Annotated in this window: 23 protein-coding genes; 9 read left to right on the top strand and 14 right to left on the bottom strand. The window is 70.8% G+C overall.

The features are described from left to right. Window positions 1–90: 90 nt before the first annotated feature. From FHP08_RS02305 to FHP08_RS18545, 8 genes are all read right to left on the bottom strand, one after another. On the bottom strand, window positions 91–1,197 hold the full coding sequence (locus FHP08_RS02305; RefSeq protein ID WP_147702675.1) for an IS5 family transposase: 1,107 nt from the start codon (window positions 1,195–1,197) through the stop codon (window positions 91–93). A 92-nt stretch (window positions 1,198–1,289) separates the two neighbouring features. After that, window positions 1,290–2,651, bottom strand: a complete 1,362-nt coding sequence (locus FHP08_RS02310; protein ID WP_147702676.1) for a diguanylate cyclase domain-containing protein — start codon at window positions 2,649–2,651, stop codon at window positions 1,290–1,292. Between the two features lie 68 nt (window positions 2,652–2,719). Next, window positions 2,720–3,847, bottom strand: a complete 1,128-nt coding sequence (locus FHP08_RS02315; protein ID WP_147702677.1) for a PepSY-associated TM helix domain-containing protein — start codon at window positions 3,845–3,847, stop codon at window positions 2,720–2,722. A 59-nt stretch (window positions 3,848–3,906) separates the two neighbouring features. Then, complete coding sequence (locus tag FHP08_RS02320) at window positions 3,907–6,000, bottom strand: TonB-dependent siderophore receptor (protein WP_147702678.1); 2,094 nt, start codon at window positions 5,998–6,000, stop codon at window positions 3,907–3,909. Window positions 6,001–6,106: 106 nt separating this feature from the next. Further along, window positions 6,107–6,772: a DsbA family oxidoreductase gene (locus FHP08_RS02325; RefSeq protein ID WP_147702679.1), complete on the bottom strand. Its 666-nt coding sequence runs from the start codon at window positions 6,770–6,772 to the stop codon at window positions 6,107–6,109. A 59-nt stretch (window positions 6,773–6,831) separates the two neighbouring features. Further along, window positions 6,832–7,962 carry an AI-2E family transporter gene (locus FHP08_RS02330; protein WP_222707797.1) on the bottom strand — a complete coding sequence of 377 codons (1,131 nt, stop codon included), beginning with the start codon at window positions 7,960–7,962 and terminating at the stop codon, window positions 6,832–6,834. Between the two features lie 37 nt (window positions 7,963–7,999). Then, on the bottom strand, window positions 8,000–8,638 hold the full coding sequence (locus FHP08_RS18540; RefSeq protein WP_225879001.1) for a trimeric intracellular cation channel family protein: 639 nt from the start codon (window positions 8,636–8,638) through the stop codon (window positions 8,000–8,002). Then, window positions 8,635–9,204 (bottom strand): DUF2062 domain-containing protein, encoded by a 570-nt coding sequence (locus tag FHP08_RS18545; protein WP_222707798.1) that lies wholly within the window; start codon window positions 9,202–9,204, stop codon window positions 8,635–8,637. Before FHP08_RS18545 ends, FHP08_RS18540 begins: the two co-directional genes overlap by 4 nt. 222 nt (window positions 9,205–9,426) lie before the next feature. Between FHP08_RS18545 and phhA the strand changes: the two genes are divergently transcribed. The 5 genes from phhA (at window position 9,427) to alkB (ending at window position 13,791) form a co-directional block, all read left to right on the top strand. Beyond that, entirely contained in the window at window positions 9,427–10,284 is an 858-nt protein-coding gene (gene phhA, locus FHP08_RS02345) for a phenylalanine 4-monooxygenase (protein WP_147702681.1), read from the top strand. Continuing rightward, complete coding sequence (locus tag FHP08_RS02350) at window positions 10,284–11,243, top strand: delta(1)-pyrroline-2-carboxylate reductase family protein (protein ID WP_147702682.1); 960 nt, start codon at window positions 10,284–10,286, stop codon at window positions 11,241–11,243. The genes phhA and FHP08_RS02350 overlap by 1 nt, the downstream gene beginning before the upstream one ends. A gap of 95 nt (window positions 11,244–11,338) precedes the next feature. Next, window positions 11,339–12,418 carry a bifunctional DNA-binding transcriptional regulator/O6-methylguanine-DNA methyltransferase Ada gene (gene ada, locus FHP08_RS02355; protein WP_147702683.1) on the top strand — a complete coding sequence of 360 codons (1,080 nt, stop codon included), beginning with the start codon at window positions 11,339–11,341 and terminating at the stop codon, window positions 12,416–12,418. Continuing rightward, window positions 12,415–13,116, top strand: coding sequence for a 2OG-Fe(II) oxygenase (locus tag FHP08_RS02360; RefSeq protein WP_225879002.1), 702 nt, complete (start codon window positions 12,415–12,417; stop codon window positions 13,114–13,116). The genes ada and FHP08_RS02360 overlap by 4 nt, the downstream gene beginning before the upstream one ends. 12 nt (window positions 13,117–13,128) lie before the next feature. Continuing rightward, window positions 13,129–13,791 (top strand): DNA oxidative demethylase AlkB, encoded by a 663-nt coding sequence (gene alkB / locus FHP08_RS02365; RefSeq protein ID WP_147702684.1) that lies wholly within the window; start codon window positions 13,129–13,131, stop codon window positions 13,789–13,791. Window positions 13,792–13,809: 18 nt separating this feature from the next. Here alkB and FHP08_RS02370 read toward each other — a convergent pair whose 3' ends face one another. Further along, entirely contained in the window at window positions 13,810–14,553 is a 744-nt protein-coding gene (locus FHP08_RS02370; RefSeq protein WP_147702685.1) for a DUF4197 domain-containing protein, read from the bottom strand. A gap of 170 nt (window positions 14,554–14,723) precedes the next feature. Here FHP08_RS02370 and FHP08_RS02375 point away from each other — a divergent pair, with 170 nt between their 5' ends. From FHP08_RS02375 to FHP08_RS02390, 4 genes are all read left to right on the top strand, one after another. Continuing rightward, window positions 14,724–15,182, top strand: coding sequence for a MarR family winged helix-turn-helix transcriptional regulator (locus tag FHP08_RS02375; protein ID WP_147702686.1), 459 nt, complete (start codon window positions 14,724–14,726; stop codon window positions 15,180–15,182). Further along, window positions 15,179–16,480: an MFS transporter gene (locus tag FHP08_RS02380; protein ID WP_147702687.1), complete on the top strand. Its 1,302-nt coding sequence runs from the start codon at window positions 15,179–15,181 to the stop codon at window positions 16,478–16,480. Before FHP08_RS02375 ends, FHP08_RS02380 begins: the two co-directional genes overlap by 4 nt. A 94-nt stretch (window positions 16,481–16,574) precedes the next feature. Beyond that, window positions 16,575–17,246, top strand: a complete 672-nt coding sequence (gene ribA, locus FHP08_RS02385) for a GTP cyclohydrolase II (RefSeq protein ID WP_147702688.1) — start codon at window positions 16,575–16,577, stop codon at window positions 17,244–17,246. Further along, the gene (locus FHP08_RS02390; protein ID WP_147702689.1) at window positions 17,243–18,421 is read left to right on the top strand and encodes an NAD(P)/FAD-dependent oxidoreductase; all 1,179 of its coding nucleotides are present in this window, start codon (window positions 17,243–17,245) and stop codon (window positions 18,419–18,421) included. Before ribA ends, FHP08_RS02390 begins: the two co-directional genes overlap by 4 nt. 21 nt (window positions 18,422–18,442) lie before the next feature. Here the strand turns inward: FHP08_RS02390 and FHP08_RS02395 are convergent, their stop codons facing one another. The 5 genes from FHP08_RS02395 to FHP08_RS02415 are packed head-to-tail and all read right to left on the bottom strand — an operon-like array spanning window position 18,443 to window position 23,500. After that, window positions 18,443–19,285, bottom strand: coding sequence for a tRNA threonylcarbamoyladenosine dehydratase (locus FHP08_RS02395; RefSeq protein ID WP_147702690.1), 843 nt, complete (start codon window positions 19,283–19,285; stop codon window positions 18,443–18,445). A 10-nt stretch (window positions 19,286–19,295) separates the two neighbouring features. Further along, window positions 19,296–20,264 (bottom strand): quinone oxidoreductase family protein, encoded by a 969-nt coding sequence (locus tag FHP08_RS02400; RefSeq protein WP_147702691.1) that lies wholly within the window; start codon window positions 20,262–20,264, stop codon window positions 19,296–19,298. Window positions 20,265–20,295: 31 nt separating this feature from the next. Continuing rightward, window positions 20,296–21,075 (bottom strand): SDR family oxidoreductase, encoded by a 780-nt coding sequence (locus FHP08_RS02405; protein WP_147702692.1) that lies wholly within the window; start codon window positions 21,073–21,075, stop codon window positions 20,296–20,298. 2 nt (window positions 21,076–21,077) lie between these two features. Then, window positions 21,078–21,983, bottom strand: coding sequence for a DMT family transporter (locus FHP08_RS02410; RefSeq protein WP_147702693.1), 906 nt, complete (start codon window positions 21,981–21,983; stop codon window positions 21,078–21,080). After that, window positions 21,980–23,500: a helicase HerA-like C-terminal domain-containing protein gene (locus tag FHP08_RS02415; RefSeq protein WP_147702694.1), complete on the bottom strand. Its 1,521-nt coding sequence runs from the start codon at window positions 23,498–23,500 to the stop codon at window positions 21,980–21,982. The genes FHP08_RS02410 and FHP08_RS02415 overlap by 4 nt, the downstream gene beginning before the upstream one ends. Between the last annotated feature and the right edge of the window lie 28 nt (window positions 23,501–23,528).

Raw genomic sequence — 23,528 nt, forward strand, 5'->3', positions numbered from 1 at the left:
CGAGCGTTTTGGATGAACTTTGGCATCCAGATGGATCGATTAGAGCGCGCTGCGCGCCGAGAAGGCGAGCATCGGCTGCTGGTTGCCGAGTCATGCCGCACCTCCTTGCGGTACCGCACTCAGTATTCGCGCCATTCGGACGAGATTCGAGGCGGTCATCGTCAGCTTGAAGTGCTGGTCGACGTTGCGGATGCCGCGGTAGACGGTCTGCCGGATGCGCCCCACCGTCTTTCCCCAGCCGAAGTGCTCCTCGATGCGCTTGCGCTTGGTCTGGCTGAGCCGGTAGCCCTCGTGACGCGTGGTGCGCCCGTCAATGGCGCTACGCCGATGCCCCGAGCCGTTACTCGCCACATGAGGCGTCACCTGCCGGCGGCGGCACGCCTCGATGAAGTCACGCGTGTCGTAGGCCTTGTCGGCACCCACCGTCCGCGGCCTGCTTGCCGGCACCGCGTCGAGCATCGCCAGCGCTGCGGCGCGCTCTCCGAATCCGTCGGCGTGCGTGACGATGGTGCCCACCACCAACCCCGAGCGGTTCTCCATCAGCACATGGCCTTGGTAGGCCAGGATCGCTGCGGTGTTGTGGCTCTTCCGGTACTGCCGCGCATCCGGGTCGGTCGTGCTCGCGTGCGTGTCGTTGCTGCGCCGAGTGCCCTTCCAATTCGCCTGTGCATTACGTCCCGGGCCGCTCGCGTCCGAGTCGTCGCTGCCGTCCTTCGGCCTGAAGCTCTTGTGGCTGGCCCACGCCTGGATCAGCGTGCCGTCCACCGAGAAGTGCTCCTTCGAGAGCAGTCCGGCCTTATCAGCCAGCGTCATCACTTCAGTGAAGAACGCCTCGACCACCTCATGCTCGAGCAGCCGGTCGCGGTTCTTGGAGAACACCGAGTGGTCCCACACCGCATCGTCGATCGCCAGTCCTACGAACCAGCGAAACAGCAGGTTGTAGCGGATCTGCTCCATCAGTTGCCGCTCGCCGCGAATCGAGTAGAACACCTGCAGCAGCAGCGCGCGCACCAGCTTCTCGGGGGCAATCGATGCGCGCCCCGTGTCGGCATAGATCGTATTGAACAGGCCATTGAGCCGCGTAAGACCCTCGTTAACCAGCTTCTGGATCGCACGCAGCGGGTGATCGGTCGGCACGAAATCATCGAGCTTGGCGAACATGAACAGCGCCTCTTGCACCGCATCCGATCCACGCATCCTCAACCTCGCAAGGCATCGACCATGACCGGATTATCCCGATCGATACGGTGCAGAGCTACAAGTTCTTGCGGGCGAATTTCAACAGCCTGCTAGAGCTTGTCGGCGTACATCCGCGAATCGGCCAGCTTCATCAGCGCATCGAGCGTCACCGATGCGTCGGTCGCGACCGCGTGACCGATGCTGGCCGACACCACGCCGGGCGGCAGCCCGCCGACGACGATCCCGTCCAGGGCCGCGCGCAACCTGTCGCAGATCGCCGCCGCCTGGGCGGCCTCGTCCAGGTCGTCGAGCAGGACCACGAACTCGTCCCCGCCGACCCGGGCCACCGTGTCCGAGGGGCGCACCGCCGCGCCCATCAGGCCGGCCACGCGCATCAGCACCGCGTCGCCCGCGTCGTGGCCCCAGGTGTCGTTGACCTCCTTGAAGCGGTCGAGGTCGATGAGCGCAATGCCGATCATTGCCCCCTTGCGCCGCAGGCGTCGCCGGGCCGCTTCGAACCTGTCCTCGAGAAGATATCGGTTGGCGAGCCCCGTCAGGTTGTCGTGGTGCGCCCGGTAGGCCAGCTCCCGCTCGGCCTCCTTGCGCGCGGTGATGTCGCGCGCGATCACCACCAGCAGGCGGTCGGACAGTCTGCCGTCTCGGACCGCGCGAACGAAGCGGGTCTCCACCGGGTAGCGGCCGCCGTCGCGTCGCAGGTGCTCGCATTCGCTGACGATCCAAGGCTTGCCGTCCCGCAAGGCATCGATGATCCGGACCAGGTTCCTGCGGTCGTAGGCGGGCGAGACCCGGGCCGGACCGAGCCTCCCGATCTCCTCGTCCCCGCATCCGATCCGCTGCAGGCCGCCCGCATTCGCGTAGACGACCCGGTCGGCGTGCACGTCGAACAGATAGGCTTCCTCGACGGCGGCATCGAGCATGTCGCCGATCGCGATCCGCTCCTCGTCGCGCCTGCGCAGCCCGATGATCTCCGCGGCGGTGTCCGCCAGCTGCGCGAGCAGGCGGCGCCCGGCATCGTCGAGCCGCCGCGGCTGCCGGTCGAGCACGCACAGGGTGCCGATCGTGAAGCCGCCCGAGCGAATCGGCGCGCCGGCGTAGAAGCCGATGAAGGGCTCGCCGAGAACGAGGGGGTTGTCGGCGAAGCGGGGATCGGCGGCGGCATCTTCGACCACCATCGGCTCGGCGGCGAGGATCGCCCAGGCGCAGAACGCGTCCTGGCGCGGCGTTTGCCTGGCCTCCAGCGGACCCGCAACCGACTTGAACCACTGCCTGTTCGCGTCGACCAGCGACAGCAAGGCCTGGCGGGTCCCGAGGTGCTCGCGGGCGATCGCGGTCAGGCGGTCGAACACCGGCTCGGGCGGGGAATCGAGAAGTCCCAGATCGCACAGGTGCGCGACCCGCGCCGAATCGTCTCCCGGAATCGGGGGCAGCACTCGGTCGGCGGGCTGTGGCATCGGGCAATCCTTTCGGGCCCGAACAACCGGGCTGCTTGCCGCCCGGCATTCCAGGGCGTGCGGCCAGTCTAGCGCGGTCGCCGGCCCGCGGCGGGCTCGCCGGATCGCCGGCGCGACCGCGGCACCGGGCGGCGGGCCCCCCACAGGCAGACGCCCAGCACCGACAGCGAGGCGAGCATGGCGCCCGAAATCCCGGTCAGCAGCAGCTGGGTGGCCCCACCCAGTTCTCCGATGTGCAACGGATACATCAGCTCATACAGGCGGGTGCCGGGATCGAGCTCGTCGTGCCGTGTCACCCGCAGCACCTCGGCCGTGCGCGGATCCAGCCAGACCATGGACAGCCCGTTCGGATGCGTCTCGCCCGGCAGCCGCTTGCGCACGCGCACCGGCCGCGCCGGATCGGCGGGCACCTCCACGTAGCCGGGCTGCCCGCCCGGCAGGGCCAGGTCGGCCGCGGCGACCAACCGATCGATCGACGGCAGGTGCCGATGCGGCGGTTCGAAAGCGACGGCCGGCAACGACGGCGGAACAAGGGGCGCTTCTCCCGCAATCGCGCTGACGAAACCCGAGACCGGCCGCCACGCCATGTAGACGCCCGACAGCAGGCTGCTGGCGATGATCAGGCCCGCCAGAGCACCGCCGACCCGATGAAGATCGAAAAGCAGCCGGACCTGTCCTGCCCCCGGTTGCACGCGAAACGCCGAACTCCAGCCCGCCGGCCACCAGAGCCAGTAGCCGCTCGCGATCAGCAGCAGGCCGCCCAGGCCGGCGGCCGCCAGCACCGCCCGGCCGGCCTGGCCCGACAACAGCTCGGCGTGCAGTTCGAACAGCCAGTCGAACCAGGCGCCGGTCCCCTTGCGCTCGCCGAGCAGGCGCCCGGTGTACGGATCGACGAACACCCGCCCGTGCCAGGTGCCATCGACATGGACGATCAGGCTCTCGTCGTCCGCTCGAGGCGGCCGGTAGACGAACGACGCGCCATCCCCGAAACGTGCCACGAGACCGGCATGGATCGCGTCGAGCCCTCGTCTCGCCTGGCCCGGCTCGACGACGAACAGTTCCCGCCCGAGCGCCCGGTCGACAGGCTTGCCGACGATCAACAGCAAGCCGGTCAGGCCCTGCAGCAACAGCGGGACGAGCAGCACGAGCCCAAGCCAGCGGTGGAGGCTGCGCAGCAGCGAACGCGACCGCTTCATGTCGGGTGCACCATCGCAACCGGAACCATCCTGGGCCCTGCGCGCGGAACGCCGCGGAATCAGAACGCCATCTGCGCGCTCAGGCGCAGCGTGCGTGGCAGTCCCTGGGCGAGATAGCCGGCGCCGGCCGCTGCCCAGTAGTTCCGGTCGGTCAGGTTCTCGATGTTCGCTCGCAAGACGACCGGCCTGCCATCGAACTTCGTCCGCCAGGCAGCGCCAAGATCGACGCGGGTGAAGCTCCCGATCTCGCCCTGATTGAGGTTGTTCACCATGCGCGCACCCACGTGGAACACACCCGCGCCGACCGACAGGCCGGGCAGGGCCTCGACGCGGTAGTCGACGTAGAGGCTGGCCGTGAACTCGGCAGTGTTCTCGGGCCGCTTGCCGACGAGGGCCGGGCTGGTCGAGCGCACCACCTCGGCATCGAGCAGCTGCGTCGAGGAATAGAAGGACAGCCGGCGCGTCAGCTCGCCGCTCGCAGCCAGCTCGAGGCCGCGGTAGCGCGCCTCGCCGTTCACCGAGTAGACGTTGGTCGCAGGATCGATGCCGGCGCTGGGTCGGTCGATCTCGAACAGCGAGGCCTGCACCAGCGCGCCGCCGACCTCGGCTTTCGCGCCGACTTCGCGCTGCTTCGTCCTGACCGCGGGAAACACCTGCGCGGGGTTGGCCGCCGACAGCGGCGCCTGGCCACCCTCCTCCAGACCCTCGATGTAGCTGGCGTACAGGTTGACTCGCGGCGCCAGCCGGTAGCCGACGGAAACGGCCGGAGTCGTCTCGCTGGTCTCGTAGACAGAGGTCGGCGACACGTTGCGGTAGTCGATCCAGCGCACGCCGACCGAGCCGCTCCAGTTGCCCCAGCTCATCCTGTCGTGAACGTAGAGGCCGCGGTCGTTGATACGGGTGCGCGGCGCCGGTGCACCCAGCGTCACGGTCGGCGCGGCGAGCGCCACCGGGTCGTAGAGGTTCTGCGGCTGGGCGAAGCTGGTGAAGGCCCCGGAGGTCTGCTCCCTGCGATTGTCGACCCAGCCGAAGGTCAGCTCATGCGACAACCCGCCGGCGTCGAACATTCCCAGGACTTCGGTGCGCAGCATCCGGTTGTCGTAGTCCTGGCAGCACTGGACGAAGGTGAAGGCCTGGCCGGCGCCGGTGACGAGGTCGTAGTTTCGGATGTCGGTGAAGTTGCGCCGCGGCCGCTCGGTCTCGGCAGACCCGACCTCGACGGTCCAGATCCAGTTGTCCGACAGCGAGTAGTCCGAGCGCAGCAGCAGGTTGGTCGCGTTGGCTTCGTAGCGCGCCCAGTCGGCGGTCAGCAGCTTCGTCGGATTGGGCAGCCTGGGGATCGGCACGACGCCGTCGACCGCCGGCAGCAAGCGAACGGATGCCTGCTCGACCGAATCCTGCCGAACGTGCTCGAGGTCGGCCTTCAGCAGCCACCGGTCGGTGACCCGCCAGTCCAGCGCTGCGGAGGCGAAGCTGCGCGAGCCTTCGAAGCCGTGGATGCCCTCGCGCTGGCGCGAGTCGGCGAGATTGACGCGCCAGCCGAAGCTGCCGTCCTCGCTGCGGCGCGCTAGGTCGCCGTGGATGCCCAGCGCGCCGTGCTGGTTGCCGGTGAGCGTGAGCGTCGTGACCGGATCCGGGCCCGCGCGCCTGGTGACCAGGTTGACGATGCCCGAGGGCGGCACCAGGCCATAGTAGAGGCCGGAGGAGCCCTTCAGCACCTCGATCCGCTCCTTGTTCTCGATCGGCAAGTCGATCAGGTTGATCACCGGCAGCGAACCGTTCATCCGGTAGTTCGACCGGTTCTCGACCGTGATGCCGCGGATCGCGATGTTGCTGTAGATCGTCGGGCCGAGCTGCGAGCGGGTGACGCCGGCCGTGTTCTTCAGCGCCTCGTAGATCGTCGTGGCCTGCTGCGCCTCGATCACCGCGGCAGGCACCACGTCGACCGACAACGGCACGTCGATGACGTCGCGATCGCGGAACACGCCGGTCTGGGTAGACACGCCACGCCAGCTGCCGGCCGACTCGCCGGTGACGGTCACCGCCTCGAGCTCTCGCTCTCCGGTGGTCTGGGCGTTCGAGATCGACGGGATGGAGGCGGCGGCGGTTGCTGCGATCAGCACGGCCGCCGCGGCGTTGCGGTCTGCGGGCATGGTGACTCCTGGATTTATTACGAATCTTAATGAGAACGATTCGCAATCGTATCACAGGAACCGCCCCGCCGTTCCAGCGGCGGGAGGCGCGCCTTCGCCGCGCCGGTCAGCTGCCGCGCGCCTGCCCGAAGGCCGCCAGCAGCGCGTCGGCGCCCTGCGCGCCGCTCACGCCGAGCTTGCCGTCGATCACGAAGAAGGGCACGCCGCTCACGCCGAGTTCGCGCGCCTCGGTGTCGTCGCGAGCCGCCTGCTGCGCGCCGGCGCCGTCGAGCGCGTCGCGGATCGCTTCGTCGGGCAGGCCGGCCTCGCGCGCCAGCGCGGCGAGCGTGTCGCGGGAAGTCAGATCCGCGCCCTCGACGAAATAGGCGCTGAACAGGCGCTCGACGACCGCCTGCTGCGCGTCGCCCTGCGCGGCGCTGATCAGCGCATGGGCGCGCAAGGTGTTCGGCTGGCGGGCGATCTTCGCGAAGTCGGGCTCGAGCCCCACGGCCCGGGCCGCCGCGCTCACGCGCTGGTAGATCGCGCCGGGATCGGGCGTGCCGAACTTGCGCGCCAGGTAATCGGCCCGCGTCATGCCTTCCGCGGGCAGGTCCGGGTTGAGCTGGAACGGATGCCAGCGCACCTGCGGGTCCGGCGTGTCGGGGTGCGCCTCGCGCCAGCGCGCGAGGGCGGCCTCGAGCTGCCGCTTGCCCACGTAGCACCAGGGACACACCACGTCGGAAATCACGTCGACGCGCAGCGCCGGGCCGGCGGGTTCGAGGATGGCGTTCATGTCTTTCTCCGTCAGCGCGCGAGCATCGCGCAGGTCAGCGGGTCGACGACGCTCGCGCGTCAGTCGTGCGAGAGGAATTCGCCGAGCGCCGACATGCGTTCGACGTGGTCGGCGCAGATCTTGAGCACCACCAGGATCGGGATTGCCACCACCACCCCGGCGAGCCCCCAGAGCCAGCCCCAGACCAGCACGGCCAGGAAGGTCACGACGACGTTGAGGCGCAGCCGCCGGCCCACCAGGATGGGCTGCAGGAACTGCCCTTCGAGCAGCACCAGCGCGAAGAAGCTGATCGGCACCGCCAGGATGGCCGGCCAGCTGTCCAGGCTGACGAAGGCGCCGGCGGTAAGCAGCACCAGGCTCATCCCCGGCCCGGCGTAGGGAATGAAGTTGAGCGCCGCCACCAGCGCACCCCAGAACACTGCCGAAGGCATCCCGAGCAGGGCCATCAGCCCTGCGGTGACCACGCCCAGCCCCAGGTTGATCGAGGCGATCGTCATGAAGTACCGGCCGATCTCGACCTGGATCGTCCGTGCGATCCCCACCGCCTTCTTCTTGTCGGTGAGCCTGGGCAGGATCCGGATCAGCTTGCGCAGGAACAGGTCGCCCGTGGACAGCAGGAAGTACAGCAGGACCACCGTGGACAAGGCGCCCACCAGCAGCGGCTTCGCGTCGTCCAGCGCCTTGAAGATGTCGCGGCGCTCGACCACCACTTCCTTCGGCTTGGGCTTGCCGGGCTTGTCCTCGGCGATGTCGGCCATCCGCTCCTGGGCGTCCTTGATCGTGTCGAGCGGCTTCTTGACCTCGCGGATCCGGAATTCGAGCTTGCGCCACTCGGGGGACTTGGGATTGAGCCAGCGCTCGGCCGGCGCGGCAAGCTGGGTGGCCGCGGTCACCAGCACCCCGATCAAGGCGACCATCACCAGCAGGGCGCCGAGCCAGCGCGGCAGCCGCAGGCGGTCGGTGAGGTCCACCGCCGGGGTGAGCAGCAAGGCCAGCAGGATCGCGAGCACGATCGGGAACAGCAGCCCCTGCGCCGCCGAGAGCGCGACGCCGCCGGCCACGATCGCGAGGATGGTCAGGCTCAGGCGCATGCCCGGCCAGCCGGGCCAGGACTCCACGATCGCGCGCGGCGGCGGGCCTTCGTTGGCCGTCCCCGAGTCGACCGGCCCGTCCGGAGTGTCGTCTTGCACCATGCAGGGAAGAATACCCCGCCCGGGGTGCTCCGCCTCAGGGTCCGGCAAGGCCGGGAACGCGCCAGTCGCGGGCGAGCGCGATCAGGCGCAGGCCGGCAGTGACCAGGATGCCCGCCGCGAGCGCCGGCCAGCCCGGTCCCTGAAGCCAGGCGACGGCCAGGAAGGACCATGCCCCGGCGAAGGAGCAGACCGCGTAAGGCCGGTGGTCGGCGAAGATCGCCGGCACCTCGTTGCACAGCACGTCGCGCATCACGCCGCCGAACACGCCGGTGACCACCCCCATCAGCGCGCAGACGATCGCCGGCTGCCCCATTTCCCAGGTCAGGCCGGCGCCCGATGCGCTGAACAGCCCGAGCCCGAGCGCGTCGGCCCACAGCATCGGGCGCGCCGAAGGCGACAGGTGCGCGGCCCGCAGGCCGGCCGTGCCGGCCACCACCAGGGCCAGCACCGCCCAGACGTATTCGCTGTGCTGCACCCAGAAGAAGGGCCGCCGATCGAGCAGGATGTCGCGCAGCGTGCCGCCGCCGAAGGCCGCGAAGAAGGTGACCGCGGCGACCCCCACGATGTCCATCCGCTTGCGCGCGGCCTCGATGAAGCCCGACAGCCCGAAGGCCAGCGTGCCGGCAATCTCGACCGCGGTGAGGACCCAGTCGACCCTGACGACAGGCGTCACGCGCGGGCCCGCAGGTGCCGTGGGCGGCGCCGCTTGATGACGACCGAGGCGCGCCAGGCCAGCAGGGTGCCGAAATAGGCGAGCACCGACAGCGAGACCGCCATGATCCCCAGGCCCAGGAAGAGCGGCTTGCCGTAGGCGGACAGGCGGATCCAGATCTCCGACAGCCACGCGCCGATGCCCGACGCCGCGTGCTCGAGCGAGGGCGTGACCGCATGCGCCAGCGCGGGGTCGAGGTCGGCGGCGGCAGCCGCCTCGGGCGCGCCGAGCAGGAAGCCGCCCAGCCGGTAGGCCGCGTAGTAGATCGGCGCGTAGGTGAAGGGATTGGACACCAGCGTAGCGATCGCCGAGACCCACAGGTTGGCTCGCGCAAGGAAAGCGCCGATGGCCGCCGCAGGGATCTGCGCCACCGGGATCATGAAGCCGAAGAACACGCCGATCGCCACGCCCCGGGCCACCGCGCGCCGGTTCAGGTGCCACAGGCCAGGCTCGTGCAGGCGCGGGCCGAGCCACCGCAACAGGCGGTTGCCCTTGATGCTGTCCTGGGTGGGCAGGAACCGGCGCAAGATGTTTCTCCGGAGAATCGGCGCGCCGGACACGCCGACGCAGAGGTAGGGGATCGTACCAACTTTCGTCGTCGGCACCCTGTGCGAAATGACAGCCAGCGCGCGGTCGACGGACCACCCGGGAGCGGGGCAGAATCCGGGCATGGGCGCCCTCCCGCCACCGGCAGCGGCCCGCGTCCGCCTGGCGGCCCACGGAGGACCGCTGCAAACAGGACCCCCACGATGCGCGATACCGACGAGCCATCCGCCACCCCCGGCGACCGGGCCGGCTTCCTGGCCGACGTCGCCGCCCGCTCCGCGCACGGCCTGCGCGGCGACTACTCGCGCATGGGCGAGGACTACACCGTCGAGCAGGACTACCGGCTCTACTCCTCGTCCCACCAGGACCTCTGGCGCCGCCTGCACGCCCGCCAGCTCGAGCTGCTGCCCGGGCGGGCCTGCGCGGCCTTTCGCTCCGCGCTGGCCCGGCTGGATTTCGGCAGCGCCATTCCGCGCTTCGACGCAGTCAACGAGCGCCTGCATGCGGCCACCCGCTGGCGGCTGGTGCCGGTGCCCGGCCTGCTGCCCGACGACGTCTTCTTCGGCCACCTCGCGAAGCGCCAGTTTCCGGTCACCGTCTGGATACGCGAACCCGAGGAGTTCGACTACATCGTGGAACCGGACCTGTTCCACGACTTCTTCGGCCACGTGCCGATGCTCTTCGACCCGCAGATCGCCGACTACCTGCAGGCCTACGGGCTGGGCGGGCTGAAGGCCAGGCGGCTGGGCGGCCTGAAGTACCTGGCCCGGCTCTACTGGTACACCATCGAGTTCGGCCTGATCGCCGAGGACGGCGGCGTGCGCGCCTACGGCGCGGGCATCCTGTCCTCGCCGGGCGAGATCCGCCATGCGGTCGACGCCGAGGGCGTCCACCGCGAGCGCTTCGACCTGATCCGGGTGATGCAGACGAAGTACCTGATCGACGACTTCCAGAAGGTCTACTTCGTGGTCGATTCCTTCGGCCAGCTCTTCGAGGAGACGGCGCCGGACTTTTCGCTGCTGTATCGTGCGCTCGAACGCTTGCCCGAACTCGACCCCTGATGAAAGTCCTCGACGCCCAAGCCACCGCCGCCGCCCTGCCCTGGGCCGGCCTGATCGGCGCGCTGCGCGACATGCTGGCCCGCCGGCGCGCCGGCCTCACCCAGTCGCCCGAGCGGCTGGCCGTGCCGCTGTCCGGCGGCATCCTGCTCGCCATGCCGGCCACCGACGGCGAGTACGCGTCGACCAAGCTGGTCACCGTCTGCGCCGGCAACGCGGCGCGCGGCCTGCCCACGCTGCTCGGCGAGGTGCTGCTGATGCGCGCCGACACCGGCGAGCGGCTGCTGATGCTCGACGGCCCCACGGTCACGGCGCGACGCACCGCGGCCATGTCCGCACTCGCGGCGATCGAGCTGGGCGCCGCCAGGCTCTCGGCGCCCACCGGCGCCACGGCCGGTCCGGCGCCGAAGGGCGGCCCGTCGATGCTGATCGTCGGCAGTGGCGTGCAGGCGCAGGGACATCTCGAGGTGTTCACGCAGGCGCTCGGCGTGCGGCGAGTGCGCGTGGCCTCGCGCAATCCGGCGAACGCGCAGGCCTTCGCCGCGCGTGGCCGCGCCGCCGGCGTCGACTGCGAAGCGATCGGGCACCCGGCGCAGGCGCTGCGCGAGGCCGACATCGTGGTCACCGGCACCACCAGCCTCGCCCCGCTCTTCGACGACGATCCGGCCTTCGACGGCTTCGTGGCCGCGGTCGGCGCCTTCCGGCCCGAGATGTGCGAGTTGCCGGCGGGGCTGGTGGGCCGCGCGCGCCTGTACATCGACGACAAGCCGGGCGGCCTGCACGAGGCCGGCGACTTCATCCAGGCGAAGGCCGACTGGGATCGCGTGACCGCGCTCGAGGACGCGATCGCGGCCGGCGACAGGCCGGCCGCAGGCCCGGTGGTCTTCAAGAGCGTGGGGCAGGCGTTGTGGGACCTGGCGGCCTGCAGGCTGGCTGTCGAACGGCTCGGCGCGGCGAGGTGATCCACGCCCGATTCGACCGCAAGCAGCGGAGTGAAGCCGGTCACGAGAGCGAATAGATTCTGTCCGTCGACGCTTTACCTGCCGGAGGGACGGAAATGAACATGAGCACGAGAAAGGAACATCTCGCCGCGGCCACGGTGGCGGATCCCCGCTGGAGCGCCGTGGCGGCGCGCGACCCGGCTTGCGACGGCCGCTTCGTCTATTCGGTGGCCAGCACCGGCGTGTACTGCCGGCCCTCGTGCGCCGCGCGCAGGCCCCGGCCCGAGAACGTCGCCTTCCACGCCGGGCCGGCCGAGGCCGAGCGGGCCGGCTTTCGCCCCTGCAGGCGCTGCCGGCCCGATCGGCCGTCGCTGGCCGAATCCCACGCCCGGATGGTCGCGGGCCTTTGCCGGACGATCGAAAGCGCGGAACAAGCGCCCACGCTCGATGCGCTGGCGCGCGAAGCCGGCATGAGTCCGCACCACCTGCAGCGGGTCTTCAAGGCGCTCGTCGGACTGTCGCCCCGCCAGTACGCGGCCGCGCATCGCGCGCAACGCTTGCGCGAGCGACTCGGCGGCGGCGGGCGCGTCACCGACGCGATCTACGACGCCGGCTTCGGATCGAGCGGCCGCTTCTACGAGAACGCGAACGAGGTGCTGGGCATGACCCCGACCGTCTGGCGCGCCGGCGGCGCGAACACCGAGATCCGCTTCGCGATCGGCCAGTGCTCGCTCGGCGCGATCCTGGTGGCGGCGAGCGAGCGCGGCGTCTGCGCGATCCTGATCGGCGACGATCCCGAGGCGCTCGCCCGCGACCTTCAGGATCGCTTCCCGCGCGCCGCCCTGGTCGGCGGAGACGCCGACTTCGAGAAGACGGTCGCCACCGTCGTCGGCTTCGTCGAGGCGCCGCGACTGGGACTCGAGCTGCCGCTCGACGTGCGCGGCACCGCCTTCCAGCAGCGGGTCTGGCAGGCGCTGCGCGACATCCCGCCCGGCAGCACGGCCAGCTACACCGAGATCGCCGCGCGGATCGGCGCGCCGAAGTCGGTGCGCGCGGTCGCCGGCGCCTGCGCAGCGAACGCGATCGCGGTCGCGATCCCCTGTCATCGGGTCGTGCGCACCGACGGCGGCCTGGCCGGCTACCGCTGGGGCGTGGCGCGCAAGCGTGCGCTGCTCGAGCGGGAGGCAGCGCAGTGAGGACCCGGATCGAGAGGCGCGACTGGACATCGATCGAGCAGGCGCTGGACGCTCGCGGCAATGCGGTCCTCGGCGGGCTGCTGTCGCCCGCCGAGTGCGCGGACCTGGCGGCGCTTTACCCGGCCGACCATCGGTTCCGCAGCCGCGTGGCGATGGCGCGCCACGGTTTCGGTCGCGGCGAGTACAAGTACTTCGACTACCCGCTGCCGGCGCCGGTGGCGGAGCTTCGCGAAGCGATCTATCCGCGCCTGGCTCCGATCGCCAACCGCTGGAACGCAACGATGGGCGTCGCCGACCGCTATCCTGCCTTGCACGCCGCCTACCTCGAGCGCTGTCATGCGGCTGGCCAGCGGCGTCCGACGCCGCTGCTGCTGCAGTACGGCGTCGACGACTACAACTGCCTGCACCAGGATCTCTACGGCGAGCAGGCGTTCCCGCTGCAGGTCGCGGTGCTGCTGTCCGATCCGGGTCGAGACTTCGAGGGCGGCGAGTTCGTGCTGACCGAGCAGCGGCCGCGGATGCAGTCGCGCGCCGAGGTGTTGCCCTTGCGGCAGGGCGATGCCGCGATCTTCGCGGTCAGCCACCGGCCGGTGCAGGGCGCACGCGGCCCCTACCGCGTGATGCTGCGCCACGGCGTCAGCCGTGTGCGCGCGGGCAGGCGACACACGCTCGGCATCATCTTCCACGATGCCGCCTGACCCGGCTCGCCGATGACCCCCGACCTCTTCGAGTCGGTCGCCCCGCCCCTGCCCGGCGAAGCGGCCGCGGAGCCGCTCGCCGAAGGCGCGGTCGTGCTGCGCGGCTTCGCGCTGCCCGCCGAGGCCGCGCTGCTGGACGGCCTGCAGCGGGTCGTGGCGCAGGCGCCGCTGCGCCGCATGGTCACGCCGGGCGGCTTCACCATGTCGGTCGCGATGACCAATTGCGGCGCGCTCGGCTGGGTGTCGGATCGCCGCGGCTATCGTTATGCGCCGCGGGACCCCGGCAGCGCCCTGCCCTGGCCCGCGATGCCGCAGGCCTTCGCGCGACTCGCAGTGGCGGCCGCCGCACGCGCCGGCTTTCCGGGCTTCGCGCCCGACGCCTGCCTGGTCAATCGCTACGAGCCGGGCGCGCGCCTGACGCTGCACCAGGACCGCAACGAGCGGGACTTCGGCGCGCCGATCGTGTCGGTGTCACTGGGCCTGCCGGCCGTCTTCCTGTTCGGCGGCCGCGAGCGCAGCGAGCGGCCCCGCCGGATTCCGCTGGCCCACGGCGACGTGGTGGTGTGGGGCGGTCCCGCCCGGCTCCGCCATCACGGCGTGATGCCGGTGAAGTCCGGCGATCACCCGCTGCTCGGCGGCTGCCGCGTCAACCTGACCTTCCGCCGGGCCGCCTGAGGATCGCCGGCGCAGGTGTCAGCGGCCGAAGACCCTCTTGAGCAAGTCGGTCGTTCGGGCCGCCGGGTTCGCGCGAATCTTCTTCTCCTCCTCGCCGACCATCAGGAACAGGCCGTCGAGCGCCTTGCCGGTCACGTAGTCGTCCAGGTCGAGCGACTGGCGACCCACCAGCGGCACCTTCTCGTAGCGGCCGATCAGGTCCTTGTAGGCGCGGGTGGCGCCGACCTCGTCGACCTTCTTCGACACCACCGGCCTGAAGGCCGCGAACAGCCTGTCCTGCGTCTTGCCGCGGAAGAACTCGGTCGCCGTGGTGTCGCCGCCGGCGAGAATGCCCCGCGCATCGTCGAGCGTCATGTCCCGGATGGCGTCGCCGAAGAAGCGGCTGGCCATCGGCACCGCGGCCTCGGCCGCGCGGTTCATGCTCAGCACGAAGTCGTCGACCTGCTTCTGGAAGCCGGCCATCCGGGCGACGTCGGCCACCTTCTGGATCGACGCGGGCATCAGGATCTTCACCGCCTGGTTGCCGAAGTAGCCGTCGCGCCGGGACAAGCCGGCCACGGCGCGCTCGGTGCCCACGGCGAGCGCCTCCTTGATGCCGGCGACGTCGGTCGGCGCATCGCCGCTGCCGGCGCCGCCGGCAGACAGACCGGGCAGCGCGGCGCCGCCCTTGTTCAGCAGGTCGTCGAGCCGGGGCAGTTGCGCCCGCGCGGTGCCGCAGGCCAGCAGTGCGGCCAGCGCCGCAAGAGTCGTTCGCCGCTTCATCCTGGGGCTCCCGTCGTCGTCGGACACCATGCCCGCACGCTGCTCATCCTAGCGGACCCGCGCGAGGCCGGCTTGCGCTGCCCTTTTGATTGCATCTACAATTGTTGTAATTACAAATTCACCCCCTGTCCGACCTTGTCCCCGCTTGCCCATCCGGTGGCCGATTCGTGATGACCGCACGCTCCGCACAGCCCCCCAGGGCCTGCACGAACTTCAGGCTCCGCCAGCTGACCCGCCGCGTCACCCAGTTCTACGACGCGGAGATGGGCAAGACGGGCCTCAAGACCACCCAGTACTCGCTGCTGTCGCATGTGCTCAAGCTCGGCCCGGTGCGGCCCGGCGAGCTGGCCCGCGCCATGACGATGGATGCGTCCACGCTGACCCGGAATCTCAAGCCGCTGGTCGACGCCGGCTGGGTCGCCGTCGCGGCCGGACCCGACGCGCGCTCGCGGACGATCACCATCACCCCGGCCGGGCGTGCCCTGCGCGAGGCCGCGCGAAGCGACTGGCAGCGCGCCCAGAAAGGCCTCGAGGCGCGCCTGGGGCCGGGAAGGCTGATCGCCCTGCACGCGCTGATCGACGAATCCCTGGCGCTTCTCGACGCGCCGCTCGAAGGAGACACCGAATGAGCCGACCCTCCGACCGAACCGGGCAGGCCGCGGGCCCCGCGACCGCCACGGTGCCGGACCCGGCCCGCGTCGCCGTCTGGCTGGTGCTGCTGGCCGCGGCCGGCACCTTCGCGCTCACCATGGGCACCCGCCAGACCATGGGCCTGTTCCTGAGCCCGCTCAACAGCGCCACCGGACTCGGACTGGGCAGCATCAGCCTGGCCTTCGCCTTCGGCCAGCTCTGGTGGGGGCTCACCCAGCCCTTCGCCGGCGCGATCGCCGACCGGATCGGCGCAGGCCGGGTGCTGCTCGCCGGCGTGCTGCTGGTGGCCCTGGGAACCCTCCTCACCCCTTTCATGACCACCACGGCCGGCCTGGTGCTCGCGATCGGCGTGCTGGCGGCCGGCGGCGCCGGCATGGCCGGCCCGGCCGTGCTGATGGCTGCGACGATGCGGCTCCTGCCGCAGCGCATGCGCGGCATGGCCACCGGTATCGTCAACGCGGGCGGCTCCTTCGGCCAGTTCGCGCTGGCGCCGATCGCGGGCGCGCTGATGGTCGGCTACGGCTGGTCGATCGCGATGCAGGTCCTGGGCGCCATCGTGCTGCTCGCGCTGCCGGCCGCTTTCCTGCTGCGCGGAAACGGACAGGCTTCGCCCTCCGCGGCCACCTCAGCGACCGCTGCTCCCTCCCCCGCCGCTGCCGCAAGCCCCCGACCCGTCGGCGCTCGCGCCGCCCTCGCCGAAGCCGCTCGCGACCCCAGCTACCGGATGCTCGCGGCGGGCTTCTTCGTCTGCGGCTTCCACGTGGCCTTCCTGGCCACCCACCTGCCCGGCGTGATCGCCACCTGCGGCCTGCCGGTCCAGTTCGGCGCCTGGGCGCTGGCCATGCTGGGCCTGTTCAACATCGTGGGCAGCGTGGCGATGGGCTGGGCGGTCGGACGCTGGCGCATGAAGTCACTGTTGTCGCTGGTCTACGCCACGCGCGCGCTCGCGGTGCTCGCCTTCCTGCTGGCCCCCAAGACCGGTTTCACCGTGCTGGCCTTCTCGGCAGTCATGGGTCTGACCTTCCTGTCCACCGTGCCGCCGACCGCCGGGCTGGTGGCCAAGCTCTTCGGTACCGCCAACATGGCGATGCTGTTCGGCGTGGTGATGCTGTCGCACCAGGTGGGCGGATTCCTCGGGGCCTGGCTGGGCGGCCGCGCGTTCGAGGCCACCGGCAGCTACGACTGGATCTGGTACGTCGACATCATGCTGGCGGTGGGCGCCGCATTGATCCACCTTCCGATCCGCGAGGCCAGGCTCGCGCGCGCGGCAGCCTGAGCTGGGCAGCGGGGTCGCCCGGAACGCGCCGGGAGCGCCGCTCGCCCCGGCCCGATATGATTCGTCTTTGCGACCCGATGGTCCCCCCACAAGCATGGCGAACCAGACGCCCCTCGAAGACTCCCCCGATACCGCCGCCGGCGAGCCCGCGATCCGGCTGGTCGCCTCCTGCAAGCTGCCTACCGAGTGGGGAGTCTTCACGCTGCACGGCTTCGAGGAGGCCGCCACCGGCCGCGAGCATGTCGCGCTCACGATGGGCGACCTCGGCGACGGCACGCCGGTGCTGGCCAGGCTGCATTCGGAGTGCCTGACCGGCGATGCGCTGTTCAGCCTGCGTTGCGACTGCGGCCCGCAACTCGAGGCCGCGCTGGCCGCGATCGCCGCAGAGGGCCGCGGCATGCTGCTCTACCTGCGCCAGGAAGGCCGCGGCATCGGGCTGCTCAACAAGATCCGGGCCTACCGGTTGCAGGATGAAGGCGCCGACACGGTGGAAGCCAACCTGCGCCTGGGGCTCGCCCCCGACCTGCGCAAGTACGACATCGCCGCCGAGATGCTGGTCCAGCTCGGCGTGCGCGCGCTGCGGCTCATGACCAACAACCCGCGCAAGATCCGCGCGCTCGAGAAGGCCGGCATCGAGATCGCCGAGCGCGTGCCGCTGCAGATCGAGCCCAACCCCCACAACGCCGGCTACCTGCGCACCAAGCGCCAGCGGCTGGGCCACCTGCTGGCGGCCAGCGGCCTGCAGCCGGACGAGACCGCGCCATGACGCGGTCGGCCGGGTCGGCGGCGCCGGGTGCGGGCGCCGCGGGACGCTTCGACGCGATCGTGATCGGCGCCGGCATCGTGGGCGCGGCCTGCGCGCGCCGCCTTGCCGAGAGCGGAATGAAGGTCCTGGTGCTCGAGCGCGAGCCCGCGCCGGCGACCCATTCGACCGGGCGCAGCGCGGCGGGCATCCGCGTCCAGTTCAGCGAGGCGGTGAACGTGCTGCTGTCGGCCGCCAGTCTCGCCGAATACCGGGACATGCCCGAGGCCTCCTACTGCCCGGTCGGCTACCTGTTCTTCGTGCCGCCCGAACAGTGGCCCGCGCACCTGCACGGCTACGAACTGCAACGCGCCCTGGGCATGCCGGTCGAAAAGCTCACCGGCGAGCAGGCGGCGCGCATCGTTCCGGCCCGGGTCGACGACATCGCCGGCGCGACCTGGTGCCCGACCGACGGCATCCTCGACCCGCACGGCATCACGATGGCCTTCCTGGCGCAGGCGAAACGGCTGGGCGCCACCCTGAAGCTGAACGCGCCAGTGGAGGCGATCGTCGGCGCCGGCTCGGCCGCCGCGCCGCGCTGGCAGGTCCTCACGCCGGCGGGCGAGTTCGAGGCGCCAGTTCTCGTCAACTGCGCGGGTGCCTGGGCCGGCCAGGTCGGCGCGCTGGCCGGCCTGCGGGTGCCGGTGGGCCCGGCGCGGCGCATCGTCTTCGCCACCGGCCCGCGCCCGCAAGAGGCGGTCTACCCGCTGACCGTCGACGCCGGCACCGGCTTCTGGTTCCGCTCCGAGGGCCCGCGGATCATCTTCGGCCTGAGCAACCCGGAGGACACCGGTTTCGAGGAAGGCATCGACTGGCCGTGGCTCGAGACGGTCTACCCGATCGCGGTCGATCGCTTCCCCTGGTTCGAGACCCTGGACCTGGACCGCAAGGCCAGCTGGTGGGGCTACTACGAGGTCACGCCGGACCACCAGCCGTTGGTGGGCCCGATGCCCGGCGCGCCCGGCTGGTTCAATGCCTGCGGCTTCTCTGGCCACGGCGTGCAGCAGGCGGCGGCGATCGGCCGGGTGGTGGCCGCGCAAGTGCGGGGCGACACACCCTTCGTCGACGTCTCGTCGCTCGCGATCGAGCGCTTCAGCGGCTCGGGCGCGCCGGCGAAGCGCGAATCGCTGATCGTCTGAACCGCCGCGCCCCGCGCGACGTCAACGCCGCGCGGCCCGCGCGAGATCCAGCGCGCGCGCCGCGGCGGCCATGCCCATCGTCGCGGTCACGGTGACCAGCGAGCCGTAGCCGGCGCAGGACAGGCCGGCGCCGCCCCACTGCGGCGCATCCGCCTGGGCCGCACCCGCCTGGCTCGCGACGCCCGAGGCGCGGCCGCCGGCCATGTGCTCGTCGCTGTAGATCGCGTCCACGCCGAAACGCTTGCCCGGCTCGCGCGGAAACCCGTGCTCGCGCCGCAGGCGGGCGCGCAGCGAAGACAGCAGGGCGTCGCCCTTCGTGCCGGCCAGGTCGTCGCGGCGCAGGCGCAGCGGATCGTGGCGCCCGCCGGCCCCGCCGCACACGACCAGCTTCTGCCGTCGTTCGCGGCACAGCGCCACCAGCGCCACCTTGGCGCGCACCTGGTCGATCGCGTCGACCACGATCGCGTCGGACGGCACCAGTCGCGCCGCATTCTCCGGGGTGACGAAGTCGTCGACGATGCTCACCCGGCACGCCGGCGCGATGTCGGCGATCCGCGCCCGCATCGCCTCGACCTTGGCGGCGCCCAGCGTGGAATCCAGCGCGAGAACCTGGCGATTCAGGTTGGATTCGGCCACGTGATCGAGATCGATCAGCGTGAGGCGCCCCACGCCCGAGCGGGCCAGCGCCTCGGCCGCCCAGGAGCCCACGCCGCCCAGCCCGATCACGCAGACGTGGGCGGCGGCGATCCGCGCGAAGGCCTCGTCGCCGAACACGCGCGCCACACCCGAGAAGCGGCGCGGCGCCGCGGCCGCGCTCGCCTCGACCGGGCAGGCGGCCCCGGCCGAGGCCGGCTTCGCCTCCATCGACAGGGACTCAGGGCAGCAGGATCGAGGAGCCGGTGTTCTTGCGCGACTCCAGATCCTTGTGCGCCTTGACCACGTCGGCCAGCGCGTAGCGCTGGTCGATCTCGATCTTCACCTTGCCCGAGCCGACCATCCTGAACAGGTCGGCCGCCATCTCGACGAGATTCTCGCGTTTCGCCGTGTGCGGCATCAGCCCGGGCCGGCAGAGGTAGAGCGAGCCCTTGAGCACGGTGAGCGGGATCGGCGGCACCGGGCCCGAGGCATTGCCGAAGCTGACCATCAGCCCGAAGGGCTGCAGCGAGTCGATCGAGGCCTGGAAGGTGTCCTTGCCCACGCCGTCGTAGACCACCGGCACCATCGCGCCCCTGGTGATCTCGCGCACCCGCTCGGGCACGTTCTCCTTGCGGTACAGGATCACGTGGTCGGCGCCGAATTTCTTCGCCAGCGCCGCCTTCTCCTCGGAGCCCGCGGTGCCGATCACGGTCACGCCGAGCGCCTTGGCCCACTGCATCGCGATCAGGCCCACGCCACCGGCGGCCGCGTGGAACAGGATGGTCTGGCCCTTCTGCAGCTTGTAGGTGCGGCGGAACAGGTACTGGACCGTCAGGCCCTTGAGCATCATCGCCGCCGCGGTCTCGAAGTCGACCTTCTTCGGCAGCTTCACCAGCACGGCGGCCGGCATGTTGCGCAGTTCGGCGTAGGCGCCGACCGGCCCGCCGCAATAGGCGACCCGGTCGCCCACCTTCACCTCGGTCACGCCCGCGCCCACCGCGGTGACCACGCCGGCGCCCTCGAGCCCGATGCCGGCGGGCAAGGGCATCGGGTAGAGCCCGCTTCGATAGTAGGTGTCGATGTAGTTGAGGCCGAGCGCGTGGTTGCGCACCTGCGCCTCGCCGGGGCCGGGGGCGCCGACCTCGATGTCGACCAGCTTCATCACCTCGGGACCGCCGGTCTCGGCGATCCGGATCGCTTTCGTCATTGCCGTCTCCTCGTGGATCTGTGAACGATGATCAGAACGTGCCCGGGTAGTTGCCGCCGTCGATCAGGAAGTTCTGCCCGGTGACATAGCCGGCCTGCGCGCTGCACAGGTAGGCGCAGGCCTGACCGAACTCCCACGACGTTCCGAAGCGGCCGGCCGGAATCGAGGCCATGCGGCGCGCTGCAGCCTCTTCCAGCGTGATGCCGGCGGCGGTGGCGGCGGCCTGGTTCGTGCCGCGCAGGCGGTCGGTGTCGAACATCCCGGGCAGCAGGTTGTTGATGGTCACGTTGTGGACCACCGTCTTGCGGGCCAGCCCCGCGACGAAGCCGGTCAGGCCCGAGCGCGCGCCGTTGGACAGGCCCAGGATGTCGATCGGCGCCTTGACCGCGCTCGAGGTGATATTGACGATCCGGCCGAACTTGCGCTCGATCATCGGGTCCACCGTGGCCTTGATCAGCTCGATCGGCGTGAGCATGTTGGCGTCGACCGCCTTGATCCAGTCGTCGCGGGTGAACTTGCGGAAGTCGCCCGGGGGCGGCCCGCCGGCATTGTTCACCAGGATGTCCACCTGGGGCGCGGCGGCCAGCGCCTCGTTCCGGCCGGCTTCGGTGGTGATGTCGCAGGCCACCGCCCGGACCTCGACGCCGGTCTCGCCGGCGATCCGCCTGGCGGCCTCTTCGAGAGGACCGGCCGAACGCGCGTTGATCACCAGGTTGACGCCCTCCTTCGCAAGCGAGATCGCGCAGCCGTAGCCCAGTCCCTTGCTGGCGCCGCAGACCAGCGCCCATTTGCCGGCAATGCCGAGATCCATCGTCAGACTCTCCGTTGTTGTCGTGTAAGAAAGAAGATACCGGCAAGCACGATGGCCGTGCCGAGCACCTGGGTTCCGGAAACCGCCTCGCCGAGCAGCAGCGCGCCCAGCGCGATCGTGGACACCGGGCCGAGCATCCCGGTCTGCGCGGCCGCGGCCGAACCGATGCGGTCGATCGCGAACATGACCAGGAAGACCGGCAGGACGGTGCAAAGGGTACCGTTGAGCAGCGACAGCCACCAGACCGGCGCCGGTTGCACCAGCAGCGCGCCCGCATCCAGCACGAGCGCCTGCCCGATGCAGGCCAGGCTCGCCACGATGCTGGCCCAGGCGGTCAGCCGCACCGGCCCGAGCCGCTTGACCATCTGGCCGCTGACCACCAGGTAGATCGCGTACGACAGCGCGCTGGCGAAGACCAGCAGGCCGCCGAGCGGCACGTTCGCCCCCTCCACCCGCACGTCGTGCGCGAACACGAGGAACACGCCGAGATAGGTGATGGCCAGCGCGATCACTTCGTGCCGGCGAACCGGCCGGCGCAAGGCCAGCGCGGAGATCAGCAGGACCAGCGTCGGGTTCAGGTACAGGATGATCCGCTCCAGGCCGGCGGAAATGTACTGCAGCCCGAGGAAGTCCAGGTAGCTGGCCAGGTAGTAGCCCAGCAGCCCCAGCACGACGACCTGCAGTCGGTCGCCCGGGCGCCAGGCCATCGGCGCGCGCCTGCCGATCCACCACGCCGCGGCCGCGAAGAAGGGCAGCGCGACCAGCATGCGCATCGCGATCAGCGTGGCGGGGTCGACTTGCCAGCGATAGGCGAGCTTGACGATGATCGCCTTGGCCGAGAACAGCACCGCGCCGGTCGCGGCCAGCGCAAAGCCGCCGGCGCGCGAGGGCGTGGCGGCGCCGGTCAACGCCGGGTGCCGCCGAGCAGCGTGCCGAGGATGCCGCGGACGATCTGCCGGCCCAGCGTGGAGCCGATCGAGCGCGCAGCGCTCTTGGCCATGGCCTCGACCGTGGATTGCCTGCGCCCGCCGCCGCCGCCGAGGATGTCGTCGAGGATGCCACCCTGGCCCGCCTGGCCCGCGCGGCCCCTCTGCGCCTTTTCCTGCTCCTTCGCCGCCTGCTCGGCGGCCTGCTCGGCGGCTTCGCTCTGGGCACGCGCCTTGAGCATCTCGAAGGCCGACTCGCGATCGACCGTCTTGTCGTAGACGCCGGCCACGATCGAATTGCGCAGCAGCGGCGCCCGCTCTTCGTCGGTGATCGGGCCGATTCGCGAGGCCGGCGGGCACACCCAGGCGCGCTCGACGACGCTGGGCCGCCCCTTCTCGTCGAGCATCGAGACCAGGCCCTCGCCGACGCCCAGTTCGGTGATCGCCTTCTCGGTGTCGATCGCGGGGTTCTGGCGCATGGTGCTCGCCGCGGTGCGCACCGCCTTCTGGTCGCGAGGCGTGTAGGCGCGCAGCGCGTGCTGGACCCGGTTGCCGAGCTGGCCCAGCACCGTCTCCGGAACGTCGAGCGGATTCTGGGTCACGAAGAACACGCCCACGCCCTTGGAGCGGATCAGCCTCACCACCTGCTCGACCTTGTCGAGCAGCGCCTTGGGCGCGTCGTCGAACAGCAGGTGGGCCTCGTCGAAGAAGAAGACCATCTTGGGCTTGTCGCGATCGCCGACCTCGGGCAGGCGCTCGAAGAGCTCGGACAGCAGCCAGAGCAGGAAGCTGCCATAGAGCTTGGGCGCGTTCAGCAGCCGGTCGGCGGCCAGGACGTTCACCACGCCCCGACCCTGGGCGTCGGTCTGCATCAGGTCGTCGACGTTCAGCATCGGCTCGCCGAAGAAGCGGTCGGCGCCCTGCTGGTCGAGCACCAGCAGCGCTCGCTGGATCGCGCCGATCGACGCGGCCGACACGTTGCCGTAGCTGGTGGTGAACTCGCGCGCGTTCTCGCCCACGAACTGCAGCATCGCGCGCAGGTCCTTGGCGTCGAGCAGCAGCATCCCCTGCTCGTCGGCGATCTTGAACACCAGGTGCAGCACGCCTTCCTGGGTCTCGTTCAGGCCCATCATCCGCGACAGCAGCAGCGGCCCCATGTCGGACACGGTGGCGCGCAGCGGATGGCCCTTCTCGCCGTAGACGTCCCAGAGCGTGACCGGGACACCGGCGAAGGCCGGCATCTCGAAGCCGAGCCTGTCCAGCCGCTCCTTCAGCTTGGGCGAGGCCGCGCCCGGCTGCGACAGGCCGGTCAGGTCGCCCTTGACGTCGGACAGGAACACCGGCACGCCGATGGACGAGAAACGCTCGGTGAGCACCTGCAGCGTGACCGTCTTGCCGGTGCCGGTCGCCCCGGTGATCAGGCCATGACGGTTGGCGAGCGCCGGGAGCAGGTGCAGCAGGGTGTCGCCGTGACGGGCAATGAGAAGGGGCTCGGGCATGGGCTCGGCGCGGCGATACGCGCGGGGA

The organism is Zeimonas arvi (assembly GCF_008039575.1).
Classification (GTDB): Bacteria; Pseudomonadota; Gammaproteobacteria; order Burkholderiales; family Burkholderiaceae_E; genus Zeimonas; species Zeimonas arvi.

What these genes read in the sequence shown, in the direction of transcription:
- ribA (WP_147702688.1), top strand. Translation starts at nt 16,575, where the DNA reads ATGGCGAACCAGACGCCCCTCGAAGACTCCCCCGATACCGCCGCCGGC.
- FHP08_RS02325 (WP_147702679.1), bottom strand. Translation starts at nt 6,772, where the DNA reads ATGAACGCCATCCTCGAACCCGCCGGCCCGGCGCTGCGCGTCGACGTG.
- alkB (WP_147702684.1), top strand. Translation starts at nt 13,129, where the DNA reads ATGACCCCCGACCTCTTCGAGTCGGTCGCCCCGCCCCTGCCCGGCGAA.
- phhA (WP_147702681.1), top strand. Translation starts at nt 9,427, where the DNA reads ATGCGCGATACCGACGAGCCATCCGCCACCCCCGGCGACCGGGCCGGC.
- FHP08_RS02370 (WP_147702685.1), bottom strand. Translation starts at nt 14,553, where the DNA reads ATGAAGCGGCGAACGACTCTTGCGGCGCTGGCCGCACTGCTGGCCTGC.
- FHP08_RS02375 (WP_147702686.1), top strand. Translation starts at nt 14,724, where the DNA reads ATGACCGCACGCTCCGCACAGCCCCCCAGGGCCTGCACGAACTTCAGG.
- FHP08_RS02320 (WP_147702678.1), bottom strand. Translation starts at nt 6,000, where the DNA reads ATGCCCGCAGACCGCAACGCCGCGGCGGCCGTGCTGATCGCAGCAACC.
- FHP08_RS02305 (WP_147702675.1), bottom strand. Translation starts at nt 1,197, where the DNA reads ATGCGTGGATCGGATGCGGTGCAAGAGGCGCTGTTCATGTTCGCCAAG.
- FHP08_RS02315 (WP_147702677.1), bottom strand. Translation starts at nt 3,847, where the DNA reads ATGAAGCGGTCGCGTTCGCTGCTGCGCAGCCTCCACCGCTGGCTTGGG.
- FHP08_RS02310 (WP_147702676.1), bottom strand. Translation starts at nt 2,651, where the DNA reads ATGCCACAGCCCGCCGACCGAGTGCTGCCCCCGATTCCGGGAGACGAT.
- FHP08_RS02380 (WP_147702687.1), top strand. Translation starts at nt 15,179, where the DNA reads ATGAGCCGACCCTCCGACCGAACCGGGCAGGCCGCGGGCCCCGCGACC.
- FHP08_RS02400 (WP_147702691.1), bottom strand. Translation starts at nt 20,264, where the DNA reads ATGACGAAAGCGATCCGGATCGCCGAGACCGGCGGTCCCGAGGTGATG.
- ada (WP_147702683.1), top strand. Translation starts at nt 11,339, where the DNA reads ATGAACATGAGCACGAGAAAGGAACATCTCGCCGCGGCCACGGTGGCG.
- FHP08_RS02390 (WP_147702689.1), top strand. Translation starts at nt 17,243, where the DNA reads ATGACGCGGTCGGCCGGGTCGGCGGCGCCGGGTGCGGGCGCCGCGGGA.
- FHP08_RS02350 (WP_147702682.1), top strand. Translation starts at nt 10,284, where the DNA reads ATGAAAGTCCTCGACGCCCAAGCCACCGCCGCCGCCCTGCCCTGGGCC.
- FHP08_RS02395 (WP_147702690.1), bottom strand. Translation starts at nt 19,285, where the DNA reads ATGGAGGCGAAGCCGGCCTCGGCCGGGGCCGCCTGCCCGGTCGAGGCG.
- FHP08_RS02415 (WP_147702694.1), bottom strand. Translation starts at nt 23,500, where the DNA reads ATGCCCGAGCCCCTTCTCATTGCCCGTCACGGCGACACCCTGCTGCAC.
- FHP08_RS02405 (WP_147702692.1), bottom strand. Translation starts at nt 21,075, where the DNA reads ATGGATCTCGGCATTGCCGGCAAATGGGCGCTGGTCTGCGGCGCCAGC.